Source organism: Labrys sp. F242 (assembly GCF_057813875.1).
On the sequence record NZ_JBVASG010000004.1, the window covers coordinates 274,717 to 289,547 of the forward strand.

Here is a 14,831-nt window from a genome sequence, read left to right on the forward strand (position 1 = left end):
CCTTCGGGAAAGGGCGGGGTGATGGCGAGAGGACTGCCGGTGCGCTACGTCTTGCTTTTCAGCAGCGGTCAAAGGCCGAGGGCGATTTTTCGGCCGTCGAAAAAGGCATAGGGTGCTTGGCGGGGCGCGGCGCAATCGCCGATCTCGACATAGGGAACGCCTTGGGCCGCAAGGTCCGTGGCGAGCCAGTTTGCCGGGATATTGGTCGTGGCGAGTACCAGGCTGTCGGCTGCGAGAAACGATCTTTCGCCGCTGTTGTGGTCGATGATCGTGGCGCCCCGGCCGTGCCACTCGGCAATGCTGACCTCGACCTGCCAGGTAACGCCGAGCTTCTTGAGTGTCCGGCGCAAGGGAACATCGGCGGTGGTGCGCTGCAATTCCTTGCCGACAAAGGCATCCGGCGTGAGGATGGTGACCTCGTGGCCTTCTTCCGCCAGCTTCCAGGCCGTTCCGCATCCGCGCCAGCCACCGCCTTCGTCGAGCAGCAGCACGTGCTTGCCGAGACGGGCCTGGCGGCTCATGACGGCCTCGATCGAGAAGACGTTGCCCTTGCCGATGCCGGGCAGCGTTTCGACCGCCGGAATAGCTTTCTGAAAGCCGGTGTCGGGCGGAAGGGAGCCTGTGGCCAGGATGACGACATCCGGAGCCATCGCCGTCACGTCCTCGGCCTCCATGTAGCAGTTCAAGCGGACATCGACGCCACGCTTGAGCAACTGGCGCTCATACCAGGCGAGAAGATCGAGGATCTGGGCACGGCGGGGCTGCAGGCCAGCCAGCAGGAAATTGCCGCCCACCCGGCTGGAGGCCTCGGCCAGCGTCACCTTGTGCCCGCGTTCGGCGGCGACGCGAGCGGCCTCCAGGCCTGCCGGGCCGCCGCCCACCACAAGGACGTGCTTTGCTGCAGCCGCCGGCTCGAAACGGTCGCCGCCCCACATGAACTCACGCCCGACGGAGGGGTTGATCAGACAGCTGATCCAATAGTCGCGCGAGCGACGTCCCCAGCACATCTGGTTGCAGGAGATGCAGCCCCTGATGTCGTCGGCCCGGTCTTCACTGGCCTTTCTGGCCAGATGCGGGTCGGCGATCTGGCCGCGCACGATGGAAACAAGGTCTGCAGAGCCTTCGCTCAGGACAGTCTCGGCATTTTCGGGCGTACGGATATGGCTTTCGGCAATGACGAGTGCATGCGTCGTGACGGCCTTGATCCTGGCAGCCAGATCCGCGCCGAGTTTTTCCGGATAGAGAAAGGTCGGCATCAGCTTGTGAAAGTCGAGATAGCCGCCGGAACCGCAAGTGACATAGTCGATCAGGCCCTGCCGGTCGTGAAGGCTCACGATTTCGACCAGTTCGTCGCGGCTGAGCGCAACGCTGTAGTCGGGCTCGTCGCTGATGGCCAATCCGATTATGAAGTCCTCACCGCATGACTTGCGGATGCGGCTAAGGATTTCCTTCGACAGGCGCGTGCGGTTCTCCAGCGTGCCACCCCATTTGTCCTCGCGACGATTGGTCCAGGGCGTCCAGAACTGGTCGACCAGGCCGAGATAGGCGGCCCAGACCTCCACGCCGTCGAAACCGGCGGCCCGGCATCGGCGTGCAGCCTCCACGAAGCCGTCTATCGTCTCCTGGATCTCGGCCTCGCTCATCGCATGGGAACCGTCGCTGTCGTGGTAGCTCGGCAGCCCGGAGGGAGACCAGTGCGGATGGAATGAATTGTCGGAATCGCCATGGGCGCCGATGTGATAGAGCTGCTGGATGGCGACGGCGCCGTTGTCCTTGATGGCGCTGACGACTTTCCGGAAGGCGGGAATGACGCTGTCGTCACAAACGCGAAAATTGCCGCGTGTGAGAATGGCGGCGGGGTGGACCGGCATCGGCTCCACCACGATCATGCCGGCGCCGCCCTTGGCGCGCTCGGCATAATAGGCAGCATGGCGCTCCGTCGGCAGCCCGTTCACCGCCATGTTCGCGGTGTGGGCGCCGAAAACGATCCTGTTCCTGAGCTCGTGCTTGCCGATTGCGATGGATGAGAACAAGCGGGGAAACTGCTTCGACACCATGGCCATCCGATGGATTGGGAGGGGCGATCGAGGGACACGGGCTTTTGCCTGTGTCCCTTGGATGCATAGCTTTGGTGCTGGTCGTCAGTGCGAGGGCACGACGGCGGCCGCGAGCTGCCTGAGATTTACCACGCCGATGGGCTTGCCCGCCGGGTCGAGGACGGCGACGTCGTCATGCGGCTGGTGGGCGAGCAGCCGGATGGCGCCCTCCAGGGTGGAGCCCGACAAGACCGTCATGCCCTTCGTCTCATAGCCCTCGACGAGGGGTGACATGATCGCATCCACCTGGATGACGCGTCCGCGGTTCACTTCCTTGACGAAGTTCTCGATGTAGTCGTCGGCGGGATTGAGCACGATGTCCTGGCTGGTACCCTGCTGGATCACCTCGCCATCGCGCAGGATGGCGATGCGGTCACCCAGCCGCAAAGCCTCGTCGAGATCGTGCGTGATGAACACGATCGTCTTCTTGATCTCCTGCTGCAGATCGAGAAGCACGGATTGCATGTCCATGCGGATGAGGGGATCGAGCGCGGAAAAGGCTTCGTCCATCAGCAGGATCGGGGCGTCGTTGGTGAGCGCGCGGGCGAGGCCGACGCGTTGCTGCATGCCGCCTGAGAGCTGGTTCGGGTAGCGGCTTTCAAACCCGCCGAGACCGACCCGTTCGATCCAGCGCATCGCCTCCTCGACCTGCCGGGCGCGCGGCACACCCTGAATTTCGAGGCCGTAGACAGTATTCTCCAGAATGGTGCGATGCGGCAGCAGCGCGAATTTCTGGAAGACCATCGCCGTCTTGTGGCGGCGGAACTCGCGCAACTCGCGCTGGTTCATCTTCACGACGTCCTCGCCGCCCACCAGTACTTCGCCGTCGGTCGGATCGACCAGGCGGTTGATGTGCCGGATGAGGGTCGATTTGCCCGAGCCGGACAGGCCCATGATCACCTGGATGCCACCGACCGGCATGCTGATGTTGATGTTGCGCAGGCCGAGGACGTGGCGATGCCGCTCGTTGAGCTCGGCCTTGGTCGCTCCCTGCCGGACAAGCTCTACCATCGCCTTGGCATTCGGGCCGAAGATCTTCGAAAGGTTGCGGATTTCGATGCCGTACTGCTTCGTACCCTCAACCATGGACCGTCTCCCGATGCTTCTGGAGGCGGCGGCCATAGGCCTGGCTGACCCGGTCGAAGATGACGGCGATGCCGACGATCGCCAGCCCGTTGAAGATGCCGAGGGTGAAATACTGGTTGGCGATGGCCTTCAGCACGGGCTGGCCGAGCCCCTGGACGCCGATCATCGAGGCGACGACGACCATGGCGAGCGCCATCATGATCGTCTGGTTGATGCCGGCCATGATAGTGGGCAAGGCGAGGGGGAGCTGGACGTTCTTGAGCTTCTGCCAGCCGGAGGATCCGAAGGCATCGGCCGCCTCGAGGACATCCTTGTCGACCAGGCGGATGCCGAGATTGGTTAGGCGGATGATGGGTGGAATGGCGTAGATGACCACGGCGATAAGGCCGGGCACGCGGCCGATGCCCAGCAGCATGACCACGGGGATGAGATAGACGAAGCTCGGCATGGTCTGCATGACGTCGAGCAGCGGATTGAGCGTCTTCTGGAGGCGGTCATTGAGCGCCATTAGAATTCCGATGGGAATGCCGATCACGATGGAAAGCACCGTCGCCACGAAGATCATCGAGATCGTGCGCATGGTGTCATCCCACATGCCGAAATAGCCGATCGCCAGCAAGGTGAGGAGGCAGGCGACCACCACCTTCCAGCTGCGGCTGGCGAACCAGGCGATGGCCAGGATGATCAAAGTGATGATCGGCCAAGGCGTCTGCGTCATGAAGCGCTCGGCCTGCATCAGGAAATACTGAAGCGGCGAGAAGAAGCTCTCGATGGCATCGCCATAGGTGCGGGTGAACGTGCGAAACCCCTCGTCGATCGCCTTCTTCAAGTCGCGAAGGCTGTCATCGTTCATATGGGGAAACTTGTAGAACCATTCCATCGATAACCCCTCTTCGCCGCGACGGCGCCCCTGTTGTTTTTGCTATGGGCGTCACGAAAGCGGCGCGCCGGACGCGCGCCGCCTTTTTGCTATCAGAGCGCGGCCTTGATCTTGTCCGCGGCGGCCGGCGACACCCACTGGGTCCAGATGTCGGGATTTTCCTTCAGGAAGTGCTTGGCGCCGTCCTCGCCATTGGCCTGGTTGTCGGTCATCCAGGCCATCACCTTGTTGACGGTGTCGTTGTGCCAGGCGCGCTTCTTCAGGTAGTCCATGACATCGGGAGCGACACGTTCGGAGAACTTCTTGGCGACCAGCGTATAGACCTTGTCGGGAACCCAGGAATTGGGCTTGGGATCGGCACAATCGGCTACGGTGTTGCAGCGCTTCCACTCCGCCTCGTCGCGCGGATAGCCGGGGTCGAGGCGCACCATCTCATATTTGCCGAGCAAGGCGGTCGGGGCCCAGTAATAGCCAAGCCAGCCCTTCTTGCGTTCGTAAGCCTTGGCGATCGAGCCATCGAGGCCGGCCGCCGAACCGGTATCGACCAGCCTGAAATTGGACTTCTCGGCATTAATGGCCTTGTAGAGCTGCGCGGTCACCACGGTGCCGCCCCAGCCTTGCGGACCGTTGTAGATGGCGCCCTTGCTGGAGTCCTCGGGATCGGGGAAGAGCTCGGGATGCTTGAGGGCGTCGCCGATCGTCTTGATGTCGGGATGGGCATCGGCGAGATATTTGGGAATCCACCAGCCCTGCACGCCGCCATCGGGCAGGGAGGTCGCTGCCGTCACCAGCTTGCCATCGTCCATGCCGCGCTTGACCACGTCAGGCAGCAGATCGATCCAGGCTTCCGGCGCGATGTCGGGCTGGCCCTTCTCGGCCATGGAGGTGATCGTCGGCACCGTGTCACCCACCGTGATCTCGGCGGTGCAGCCATAGCCGTTGTTGAGGATGAACTTGTCGATGTTGGACAGCACTTCGGCGCTCTGCCAGTTCATGCTGGCAATGGATACCGAGCCGCATTCGGCCGCCTGAGCCAGCGACATCGGCCCGACCAGGCCGAGAGCAAGGCAGCTCGTCAACAATAGTTTCTTCACGGTCATTTCCCTCTGCTTCAGGCGGCTTTGTCAGGCTGTCGGTGCGCCGCCGTCACCGTGCCCCTTGCAGCTAGGCTGGCAGGCCCATGCTGATGGATTTCTGGAATGCCGCAGCGAGGCCAGCCCCGACAGCCTGGTCGAAGCCGCCCGCCTTCATCGCCTCGATGGCGGCGGCTGTCGTACCTCGGTAATCGAGAAAGACCTCGACGGTGCTCTCTGGGTCATCGCCGTTCTTTTCGAACAGCCGTCCCGTGCCGACGAGAAGAGCGGTCACCGCCTGGCGGGCCACTGCGGCTTCGATGCCGTGGGCGGTGGCATGGCGCATCATCGCCGTCGCCAGCAGCGCCGGAAAGGCAGGGCCTGAGCCTGCAAGACCGGTCAGGTAGTCCAACTCGCGCTCGCTCCCAAGTTCGGCGCTCCTGCCGCACGCCTCGAAAATCCGGCCGACGAGGCGGCGCTCCTCGGCTGATACCGCCGGGGACGCGATCCAGGGCGTGAAGGATGCCCGCACTTCGGCTGCCGCGTTGGGCAGCGAACGCACCGCGCGCTCAGAACCGAGGCCCGAGATTAGCTGTTCCAGGCAAATACCGGCCATGACGGAGATGATAAGTTTACCCGCAGCCTTGACGTTCAGCGCCGGCCAGTCCGCCGGGCGCACGCTGACGATGATGAGATCGACGCTGTCGGCGAGATCCTGATTGTCCCGGGTCCAGCGCGCAGTGGGAAAGCGCGCGGGTTCCCCACTGCGCAGGGAGAGGACCAGATGCTCGGGCGATGTCAGGCCGGCGTCCAGCAGGGCCTGGACGATGGCGCCGCCGAGCCAGCCATTTGCACCGATCACACCGATTTTCAGGGGCCTGCTCATCGTGAACCGCTCATGTGGTCAGCCGGAAACCATGCCTGGCAATGAAACGACCACAAACTCCCCTATCGGAAAGCGTCGCCGCTCATGGACGAAACCCATGCTGCCATAGCCACGCGTTTAGAAGCAATAAAAATGTACACCATTGTCAAAAAACATGACTAGGCCGTTAGAGGTCGATTGACACCAGTGTACATTCTGCCTAGCCTTTTGAGGCACATGCAACGCTGGATCCCGAGCCATGTCGAACGACCCCCTCCTGCAGCCCTTTCAGCTCAAGCATCTCAAGCTGCGCAACCGCATCATCGTGACCTCTCATGAGCCGGCCTATCCCGAGGACGGCATGCCGAAGGAACGCTATCGGGCCTATCACGTGGAGCGGGCGAAGGGCGGGGTTGCCATGACCATGACGGCGGGGTCCGCTGCCATTTCAAAGGACAGCCCGCCGGTCTTCAACAATCTGCTCGCCTACAAGGACGAGATCGTGCCCTGGCTCAAGGACCTGACCGACGCGGTTCACGAGCACGGCGCGGCTGTCATGATCCAGCTCACGCATCTCGGCCGCCGCACGCGCTGGGACAAGGGCGACTGGCTACCTGTCGTGGCGCCTTCCCACCAGAGGGAAGCCTCGCATCGCGCCTTTCCCAAGAAGCTGGAAGACTGGGACATCGAGCGGATCATCAAGGACTTCGCCGATGCGGCCGAGCGCATGAAGGCCGGCGGCATGGACGGCATCGAGCTGGAAGCCTATGGCCATCTCATCGACCAGTTCTGGTCGCCGCTCACCAACGAGCTGGAAGGCCCCTATGGCGGTTCGCTGGAAAATCGCCTGCGCTTCGGCTTCGACGTGCTGAAGGCCATCCGCGAGCGCGTCGGCCCCGACTTCATCGTCGGCGTGCGCTATACTGCCGACGAACAGCTCGAGGGCGGTACGACCAAGGAAGAGGGCCTGGAGATTTCACGCCGCCTCAAGGAGAGCGGCCTGATCGATTTTCTCAACGTCATCCGCGGCCATATCGATACCGATGCCGGGCTGACCGACGTCATCCCGATCCAGGGCATGGCCAATTCGCCCCATCTGGACTTCGCCGGCGAGATCCGCGCAGCGACGCAATTCCCGACCTTCCATGCCGCGAAGATTCCGGATGTCGCCACGGCACGCCACGCCATCGCCGCCGGCAAGGTCGACATGATCGGGATGACGCGCGCCCACATGACGGACCCGCATTTGGTGCGCAAGATCATCGAAAAGCGCGAGGACGACATCCGGCCCTGCGTGGGCGCCAATTACTGCCTCGACCGCATCTATCAGGGCGGGGCCGCCTATTGCATCCACAATCCGGCCACCGGCCGCGAGCTGACCATGCCGCATGCCCTGCAACAAGCCAAGGTCCGCAAGACCGTGGTCGTCATCGGCGCAGGCCCGGCAGGCCTGGAGGCGGCACGCGTCGCCGGCGAGCGGGGGCATCGGGTCGTTGTCTTCGAGGCGGCAGGCAAGCCGGGCGGGCAGGTCAGGCTCACCGCCCAAAGCCCGCGGCGCAAGGAAATGATCAGCATCATCGAATGGCGCATGAGCCAGTGCGAGAAGCTGGGCGTGACCTTCCATTTCGATAGCTGGGCGGACGCCGACAGGATCGAAGCCGAGAATCCGGACGTGATTGTTGTCGCCACGGGCGGGCTGCCGCACACCGAGGTGCTGTCCAAGGGCAACGACCTCGTCGTCTCGGCCTGGGACATCATCTCCGGCGACGTCAAGCCCGGCTCCAACGTGCTCATCTTCGACGATGCCGGCGATCACGCTGGATTGCAGGCGGCGGAGATGCTGGCGCAGGCCGGGGCGAAGGTGGAGATCATGACGCCCGACCGTTCCTTCGCGCCGGAAGTCATGGCAATGAACCTCGTGCCCTATATGCGCAGCTTGCAGAAGCTGGATGTCGCCTTCACCGTCACCTACCGCCTCCATGCCGTCGAAAAATCCGGGAACCTGCTGGTTGCCCATATCGGCAGCGACTATGGCGGCATTGTCAGGCAGCGCAGCTTTGATCAGATCGTCGTCAATCACGGCACGATTCCGCTCGACGATCTCTATTTCGAATTGAAGCCGTCCTCGAGCAATCTCGGCGAGATGTCTTATGATCAACTGATCGCGGGGGAGCCCCAATCCGTGGTTCGCAACGGTGAGGGCAAGTATCAGCTCTTCCGCATCGGGGACGCGGTTGCGGCTCGCAATACCCATGCGGCCATCTATGATGCCCTTAGGCTGGCCAAGGATCTTTGAGCTCGGTGCCATGATTTTCGAAGCTCGCCGGACTGGGAGAGGCTTTCAATGACACATCGCAGCGCGGCTCTTCAGCACTTCGTCGAGGCGGCCAAGGCAGCTTTCGGCCAATTTGCACAGGATCCGAAGGCGCGGAAATCCATCGCCGAGATCTTCTCGGCGTTGGAAGAACCGGGCGCTGTGCGGTCCGGCCCCGGCGGGCGTCTGCCGGTTTGCGAACAGCTCGATATTGCCCTTGGTGTCGAAACGGGCCAAGCCACGCTCGACAAGCTGCTGCAGCGTTTCAGGGAGGTCGAGCCCAACCTCCAATGGCGCCGGCGTCCGAACAATGACAGCACCGCCAGCGGCAATTTCGACGACGGCCACGCCAACGCGATGCTTCTGGGCCCCGGAGGCTTGGAGGAGCGCAGCGACGTCTGGCTCGGCGTGTCGCTGATGGCGCCGAAGGTGCGCTATCCCGACCATGACCATGCTCCCGAAGAGGTCTATCTGGTGCTGTCCGACGGCGAGTTCCGCCAGGGGGAGGGAGACTGGTTTTCGCCGGGTATCGGCGGCTCGTTCTACAACAGGCCCGGTATCCGGCATGCAATGCGCTCGCTCGCAACGCCGCTATTCGCCTTCTGGGCGCTCCGGGCCGATAGGGAGTCCTGAGGACCCTCCGGGTCGATCAGGCCTTGCAACAAGGCTCTCACTTCAAGCCATGCCTTGCATGGAAACGGTCGAGCTCACGCTGTTCCGGCCTTACGCCGGTGAAGATCTCGACATATTCGGGAATGCGCTTCATGCGAAGGGCAACGTCTTCCTGCGTCTGCATCGAGATATAACCGATCTGGGTGAGGTAGGTCGTTCTGGCCCGCACATCGGCTGTGATCGCGGTATAGCCAAAACGCGTGAACATCTGCGCAAGGGCGTCGAGGCGTATCTGGTCGGCAGTTTGCACTTCGGCGAGGATGTCCGGCGATTCGAGGGCCCAGCTCCGCACGGCGAATTCGAACTGGGCGTCGAACAGCGTCTTGTCGATCCAGCAATCGTTGACATTGAGCATCGCTTCCGCGATCGACTCGGCATAGGCCTGCGCCTGCTTGACGAGATTGCCGGTGTTCTTGTCGCGCCAGCGCTCGATCAGGGCGCCGAGGAGTTCCTCGCGGTCCTTGAAGAACCAATAGAAGCTGGTTCGCGACAGGCCGAGCTTCTTGGCCAAAGGCAGGATCTTGAGCGTGCTGACCCCGGATTCGAGCAGGAGTTCATAGGCCGCCTCCAGCCAGACCTCGGCCGAGCCCCGCCAGCCCGTTTCGCCCAAAACCTGCTCCATGACGCCCCCTCCATCAACGGCAAATCGGCGATCAGGCGAAATGCACATGAATGTCGAGCATAGCGTCAATTGTGTCTATTTAGTAGACATAAATGTACAGGTCTGGAGCCGTATTCGGGCGCCCTGTTGACCCTGATAGTGCCCATTGTCGGGGCGCGGCAAACCAGGGCGACGATGGCACGCATGAACGCCGTCCCGCTCCTGGGCGGGACGGCGTTCATGCCATCGTAGCATCTTGGATCGAAATCGCCTCTTCCCGGCATGACAGGCAAGGATGCCTGCCATCCCGGAGGCATTGGTCCACCGTTGCAGGGTGCAATGAACCTTGTGGCGGAAGCTATCTGTCGATCACCAGGTCGCTCAGCGGCTTGGAACAGCAGGGCAGGAAGAAGCCCGCCTCGACCTCGCGTTGGCGGATGCCGCCATTGTGCTGCATGTCGACGCTGCCGCTGACGAGCCTGGATTTGCAGGTGCCGCATAGGCCATTGGCGCAGGACGAGGGAAGGCGAACGCCCGCCTTCTTGGCTGACGACAGCACCGTCTGCTCGCCGGCTACCTCGATGGTCCGCGACTGCTTGGCGAACTCGACCTTGAAGAGTCTCGCCTGCGGCGTGATATCGGCAGCTGGCTCCTCGACGCCGACACTGTCGAAGCTCTCCTCGTAGTAATTGTGGGCCGGGCTGCCCAATTCGGCGCTGAAGGAGCGGACGGCCTGCATGAAGGGCGCCGGGCCGCAACACATGATGACACGCTCGGTGAGATCCGGGATGGCCAGCGACAGGAACGCCTTGGATATCCGTCCGGTCAATCCAGGCCAGGACGGTTCGCCGATGAGCTGCTCGGGAAGCAGGAGCAGCCGCAGGCCCTTCAACCGGTTCGCCAGCACGCAAAGCTCGTCGCGGAAGACGAGATCGCGCGGCGTCCTCGCCGCATGGACGAAGACCACGTCCGCGGCTTGCGCGGAATCGGCAATATCCCTGACGATGGACATCATCGGGGTGATGCCCGAGCCGCCCGACAGCAGCGCGAGCTTGGCCGGCGCGGCTGCTGGCCGCACGAAAGCGCCAAGCGGCCCCAAGGCCTTGACCGTCATGCCGGGGACGAGATTGTCGTGCAGCCAGTTCGAGACGCGGCCGCCTTCCGTGCGCTTCACCGTGACGGTGATGGCCTTCCGCCTCGCCGGCGAGGAAGACATGCTGTAGCAGCGGCTTTCGGGCAAGCCGTCGATCTCCAGCTCGAGCGACAGGTGCTGGCCCGCCTCGAAATCGAAGGCCTTTCCCTCGGGTGACAGGAAGGTGAAGCTTTTCACGTCATGCGTTTCGTCATGGACATCGACGCAGAGGAGCAGGTCGAACGCTTCGGCGTGGGGAGCAATGGTCATGCCGACACCTGCCTGCAGCGAGCCGTCAGTAGCCATTGGCGCGCATCCGATCGATGTACCAGCTGACGAAATTGTCGAGCTGGCCTTCGGTGAAGGGGGAATAGGGGCCGGGCTCATAGGCCGGATCCAGAACCCCCGAATAGGAACGCGCGACCAATTGCGCATCCTGCTCGTTGGTGGCGAGCCACACATTGGTGAGCTTGTCGAGATCGTAGTCGCGGCCCTCGACGGCGTCCTTGTGCACCAGCCATTTCGTGCGGACGAGGGTCTCGTCGGCGCTGAGCGGAATGATCAGGGTGCTCACGGCATGGTCGCCCATGAAATGATGCCAGCAATTATGGCCCCATAGATGGACGTCGCCGAGATCCTTGCGCGTCATCGAGCCAAGCAGCTTGGAGGAGGCGGCGGTGGCATCCGGCGTCTGGGACTCGCCGGCACCCGCGATGATCAGGCGCTGGGTGCGGAAATTGGTGGCGCAGTCGACGAGTTGCTCGACTGGTGCCGAGGGATGGCCTTCAGCCTCCCAGGCCTTGGTGCGTGCCTCGTAGAGAGCCTGGTGCTTCTCGGCTTCTTCCCGGTCCTCGGGGCTCAGGCTGGCCGGATCGAAGCCGAAATCGAGATCGATGAAGGAGACGCAGAGCTCGGGGTGATTGGACGAGCAGTGATAGCATTCCCGATTGTTCTCGATGGTCAGCTTCCAATTGCCCTTCTCGATGATCTCGCTTTGGAAGGCGACCTTGCTGTTCGCGATGTCGTAGGGCGCCAGGCGCTCCCGCATCACGGTCTCGAGCGTGCCGATGTCTTCGGGGGGATTGTCCGAAAGGCAGACATAGATGAGCCCGCCGATCGACCGGAAGTGAACGGGCTTGAGGCTCCTGCAGGTCTTGTCGAAGGTCGTACCCATATGCGGGGCGTAGGCGAGTTCGCCCGTGAGCTCATAGGTCCACTGATGATAGGGGCAGACGAGCTTCGAGACGATCGAAGTGCCGCTGTCCAGCAGGCGGGCGCCGCGATGGCGGCAGACATTGTGAAGCACCCGGATCTGGCCGTCGTCGTCGCGCAGCAGAATGATGCTGGAGCTGCCGAGATCGATCACATGAGCATCGCCCGGCTCGGGGACGTCGCATTCCAGCCCGACAAAGATCCAGTGCCGGCGGAAGAACACCTCCAGATCCGCCTTGAAGACATCCTCGCGCGTGTAGAGGCCGGCGGGAAGGGCATGGCCCGCCATGCGCTGATCCAGCAGGGGCGAAATCGCAGACGAGAATGTATTGAGCATGAGTTTTCCTCACCAGATTTCCTCCCATATTGCGCGTTTGAAACCGCCCACTCAACGGCACAAATGTTTGCATTTCCCATAACTCAATGTAATGCGTCTTGGGTGACGCCACCGTCATCGCGGTGCATTCGGCGCGTCAGAATTCCCGAGGGCTGTAGGTCATGGCCAATCTGCGGCGAAAGCTTCCTCCGCTCACCGCTCTCACCGCCTTCGAGGCGGTGGCGCGCCTGGGCGGTTTCACCAGGGCGGCCGCGGAACTGGGCGTCACCCAGGCGGCGATCAGCCGCCAGATCCATCTCCTGGAGGATATGTTCGGCTTTCCCTTGTTCCGGCGCCTGCACAGGCGGGTCGAATTGACCGAGAAGGGCAAGCAGCTTTCGTCCACGACCTCGACGGCCTTCAATCTCATTGCGGAGACGATCTCGGACTGGTCGAAGGAAGAGGCCGAGGACGATCTTGCCATCGCGGCGACGATAGCCTTCTCCCATTTCTGGCTTCTTCCCCGCATTTCCTCCTTCTCGAAAGCCCACCCCAACATCAGGCTGCGCATCATCACGCAGGACAATGCCATCAAGGTCGACGGCGAGGACGTGGATCTGGCTATCCGTTTCGGGAGCGGTTTTTGGCCTGACAGTGACGCCGAATTTCTCTTCCGCGACGAGATCTTTCCCATCTGCAGCACCGATTATGCGCAGGAGATCGGAGAGATCAGAGATCTCGCCCAGCTCACGCGCTATCCTCTGATCACCAACGATACCGCCGACCCCACCTGGACCAATTGGGCCGAGTGGCTTGCGGCGTTCTCCGTCGCGGCTCCCGGCAAAGCCTCGGGAATGCATTGCAGCTTCTATACCGAGGCGATCTATGCCGCCTTGAACGGTCATGGCATCGCGCTCGGCTGGCGCCGGCTGGTCGAGGATCTGCTGATCCAGAACCGGCTGGTCAGGCTCACGAATGAAGCCATCGTCACGCAAAGCGCCTATTTCTTCATCGCGCCCCGGCGCAAGGCACGGAAGAAGGCCGTCGATCTGTTCATAGACTGGCTCAAGCGGGAAGCCCGTCTTCTCGAACCCGCCTGATGGACCTTCGCGGTCGGCTCAGCCCAGCATGATGTTGATGGTCTTGGCCTCGGTGTAGGAGATCATCTCCTCGATGCCTTCCTCACGGCCGACACCGGAATTCTTCATGCCGCCAAAGGGAACGCCGAGGAAATGGTTGGAGCAGCCATTGATCCAGACGTGGCCGGAACGGATCCTGCGGGCGACATTGAGGGCGTTGCGGATATCGTTGGTCCACACTGCGCCGGTCAGGCCATATTCGGTGCTGTTGGCAAGGTTCACCGCTTCGTCCACCGTTTTCCAGCGCCCAACCGACAGGATGGGGCCGAATACCTCCTCCTGCCATAGCCGCATGCCGGGCTTGACGTCGGCATAGACTGTTGGTTCCACCCAGAACCCCTTGGCGAAGCGCTCGCCTGGGGGCCTGCGGCCGCCCGTCATCAGGCGCGAGCCGTCATCCCTGGCGTTTTCGAAAAAGGAAACGACCTTTTCCAATTGCAGGCGTGAATTGAGAGGGCCCATGTCGGTGGCAGGATCGAAGGGATCGCCGAGCTTGAGGTGGGAAACCTTCTCGACCACGCGCTCGAGCACGGCATCATGGATGTCCTCGTGCAGGAGCAGCCGGCTGGTCGATCGGCAGGACTGGCCCTGCCAGCTGAAGTTCATGCCGCGCATGGCAGCGGCCGCGATGATTTCGGGGTCGGTGTCGGGAAAGGCAATCAGAGGGTTCTTGCCGCCCAGCTCCAGCGTCACATGCTTGACCGCCACTTCGGCGGCCGAGCGCTGGATGGCGCGTCCGGTCTGGGGCGAACCGATGAAGGCGATGCGCTTGATGCCGGGGTGGCGGACGATGGCATTGCCCACCGTGGCGCCGGGGCCGGTGACGATGTTGAACACGCCCGGCGGCAGGGCCTCGCGCGCGACCTCGGCCAGCAGCAGCGCCGACAGGGGGCTCGTCTCCGGCGGCTTGACGATCACCGCATTGCCGGCCGCGAGCATGGCGGCAGTGCGTGCGACGGCAAACATCAAGGGATGGTTGAAGGGCGCGATGCGCGCCACCACGCCATAGGGCTCCCGCACGGTCAAATGCAGGTTCTCGGCCGTGGCGGGAATGGTCTCGCCCTTGAGCTCGTGAATGAGGCCGGCATAGTAGGTCAGGCTGTCCACGGCATGGCCGACATCGCCGCGCATCGGCGTGATGGTGTTGCCGGTATCGGCGACCTCGATCCTCAGGAAGTCCTCGGCGCGGGCGCGCAGGGCCTCGCCGAAGGCGCGCATGCGGGCGCCCCGCTCGGACGGGGTGAGGGCGGCCCAGGCAGGCCAGGCGGCATCGGCGGCGGCAAAGGCACGCTCGACGTCCTCGGCCGTGCCGCGCGGGGAATGGCCGATCGCTTCCTCGGTGGCGGGGTTGATGGAAATGTCGAACTCCCCGCTCGAAGCGTGCACCAGTTCGCCGCCGATCAGCATCCTGTCATGTTCTATCGCGTAAGCCATGTCTGCGTGCT

The 14,831-nt window shown here is 62.9% G+C and carries 12 protein-coding genes; 3 read left to right on the forward strand and 9 right to left on the reverse strand.

Annotation, left to right across the window (positions count from 1 at the left end):
* Positions 1 to 68 precede the first annotated feature (68 nt).
* The 5 genes from ACZYTC_RS24740 to ACZYTC_RS24760 all read right to left on the reverse strand — a co-directional run bounded on the left by ACZYTC_RS24740 (position 69) and on the right by ACZYTC_RS24760 (position 6,021).
* Positions 69 to 2,054 (reverse strand): oxidoreductase, encoded by a 1,986-nt coding sequence (locus tag ACZYTC_RS24740; RefSeq protein WP_488990930.1) that lies wholly within the window; start codon positions 2,052 to 2,054, stop codon positions 69 to 71.
* A gap of 87 nt (positions 2,055 to 2,141) precedes the next feature.
* Positions 2,142 to 3,182, reverse strand: coding sequence for a quaternary amine ABC transporter ATP-binding protein (locus tag ACZYTC_RS24745; protein WP_441773687.1), 1,041 nt, complete (start codon positions 3,180 to 3,182; stop codon positions 2,142 to 2,144).
* Entirely contained in the window at positions 3,175 to 4,062 is an 888-nt protein-coding gene (locus ACZYTC_RS24750) for an ABC transporter permease (RefSeq protein WP_434960947.1), read from the reverse strand. The genes ACZYTC_RS24745 and ACZYTC_RS24750 overlap by 8 nt, the downstream gene beginning before the upstream one ends.
* Positions 4,063 to 4,154: 92 nt before the next feature.
* Positions 4,155 to 5,156 carry an ABC transporter substrate-binding protein gene (locus ACZYTC_RS24755; protein WP_434960946.1) on the reverse strand — a complete coding sequence of 334 codons (1,002 nt, stop codon included), beginning with the start codon at positions 5,154 to 5,156 and terminating at the stop codon, positions 4,155 to 4,157.
* A gap of 70 nt (positions 5,157 to 5,226) precedes the next feature.
* On the reverse strand, positions 5,227 to 6,021 hold the full coding sequence (locus ACZYTC_RS24760) for a pyrroline-5-carboxylate reductase family protein (RefSeq protein ID WP_434960945.1): 795 nt from the start codon (positions 6,019 to 6,021) through the stop codon (positions 5,227 to 5,229).
* A gap of 238 nt (positions 6,022 to 6,259) precedes the next feature.
* Between ACZYTC_RS24760 and ACZYTC_RS24765 the strand changes: the two genes are divergently transcribed.
* On the forward strand, positions 6,260 to 8,296 hold the full coding sequence (locus ACZYTC_RS24765; RefSeq protein WP_434960944.1) for an oxidoreductase: 2,037 nt from the start codon (positions 6,260 to 6,262) through the stop codon (positions 8,294 to 8,296).
* A gap of 48 nt (positions 8,297 to 8,344) precedes the next feature.
* On the forward strand, positions 8,345 to 8,947 hold the full coding sequence (locus ACZYTC_RS24770; protein ID WP_488990798.1) for a dimethylsulfoniopropionate lyase: 603 nt from the start codon (positions 8,345 to 8,347) through the stop codon (positions 8,945 to 8,947).
* A gap of 37 nt (positions 8,948 to 8,984) precedes the next feature.
* Here the strand turns inward: ACZYTC_RS24770 and ACZYTC_RS24775 are convergent, their stop codons facing one another.
* The 3 genes from ACZYTC_RS24775 to ACZYTC_RS24785 all read right to left on the reverse strand — a co-directional run bounded on the left by ACZYTC_RS24775 (position 8,985) and on the right by ACZYTC_RS24785 (position 12,268).
* The gene (locus ACZYTC_RS24775; RefSeq protein ID WP_488990799.1) at positions 8,985 to 9,608 is read right to left on the reverse strand and encodes a TetR/AcrR family transcriptional regulator; all 624 of its coding nucleotides are present in this window, start codon (positions 9,606 to 9,608) and stop codon (positions 8,985 to 8,987) included.
* Positions 9,609 to 9,945: 337 nt separating this feature from the next.
* Positions 9,946 to 10,989, reverse strand: coding sequence for an FAD-binding oxidoreductase (locus tag ACZYTC_RS24780; protein ID WP_434961358.1), 1,044 nt, complete (start codon positions 10,987 to 10,989; stop codon positions 9,946 to 9,948).
* A 25-nt stretch (positions 10,990 to 11,014) separates the two neighbouring features.
* Positions 11,015 to 12,268 carry an aromatic ring-hydroxylating oxygenase subunit alpha gene (locus ACZYTC_RS24785; protein ID WP_441773692.1) on the reverse strand — a complete coding sequence of 418 codons (1,254 nt, stop codon included), beginning with the start codon at positions 12,266 to 12,268 and terminating at the stop codon, positions 11,015 to 11,017.
* A 161-nt stretch (positions 12,269 to 12,429) separates the two neighbouring features.
* On the opposite strand from ACZYTC_RS24785, the gene ACZYTC_RS24790 reads away from it, so the two are divergent.
* On the forward strand, positions 12,430 to 13,347 hold the full coding sequence (locus tag ACZYTC_RS24790) for a LysR substrate-binding domain-containing protein (RefSeq protein WP_488990800.1): 918 nt from the start codon (positions 12,430 to 12,432) through the stop codon (positions 13,345 to 13,347).
* Between the two features lie 18 nt (positions 13,348 to 13,365).
* Here the strand turns inward: ACZYTC_RS24790 and ACZYTC_RS24795 are convergent, their stop codons facing one another.
* Positions 13,366 to 14,820: an aldehyde dehydrogenase family protein gene (locus tag ACZYTC_RS24795; RefSeq protein ID WP_488990801.1), complete on the reverse strand. Its 1,455-nt coding sequence runs from the start codon at positions 14,818 to 14,820 to the stop codon at positions 13,366 to 13,368.
* Between the last annotated feature and the right edge of the window lie 11 nt (positions 14,821 to 14,831).

Coding starts and splice junctions, on each gene's coding strand:
- ACZYTC_RS24785 (WP_441773692.1), bottom strand. CDS start 12,268: ATGCTCAATACATTCTCGTCTGCGATTTCGCCCCTGCTGGATCAGCGC.
- ACZYTC_RS24790 (WP_488990800.1), top strand. CDS start 12,430: ATGGCCAATCTGCGGCGAAAGCTTCCTCCGCTCACCGCTCTCACCGCC.
- ACZYTC_RS24745 (WP_441773687.1), bottom strand. CDS start 3,182: ATGGTTGAGGGTACGAAGCAGTACGGCATCGAAATCCGCAACCTTTCG.
- ACZYTC_RS24775 (WP_488990799.1), bottom strand. CDS start 9,608: ATGGAGCAGGTTTTGGGCGAAACGGGCTGGCGGGGCTCGGCCGAGGTC.
- ACZYTC_RS24750 (WP_434960947.1), bottom strand. CDS start 4,062: ATGGAATGGTTCTACAAGTTTCCCCATATGAACGATGACAGCCTTCGC.
- ACZYTC_RS24780 (WP_434961358.1), bottom strand. CDS start 10,989: ATGACCATTGCTCCCCACGCCGAAGCGTTCGACCTGCTCCTCTGCGTC.
- ACZYTC_RS24795 (WP_488990801.1), bottom strand. CDS start 14,820: ATGGCTTACGCGATAGAACATGACAGGATGCTGATCGGCGGCGAACTG.
- ACZYTC_RS24765 (WP_434960944.1), top strand. CDS start 6,260: ATGTCGAACGACCCCCTCCTGCAGCCCTTTCAGCTCAAGCATCTCAAG.
- ACZYTC_RS24770 (WP_488990798.1), top strand. CDS start 8,345: ATGACACATCGCAGCGCGGCTCTTCAGCACTTCGTCGAGGCGGCCAAG.
- ACZYTC_RS24760 (WP_434960945.1), bottom strand. CDS start 6,021: ATGAGCAGGCCCCTGAAAATCGGTGTGATCGGTGCAAATGGCTGGCTC.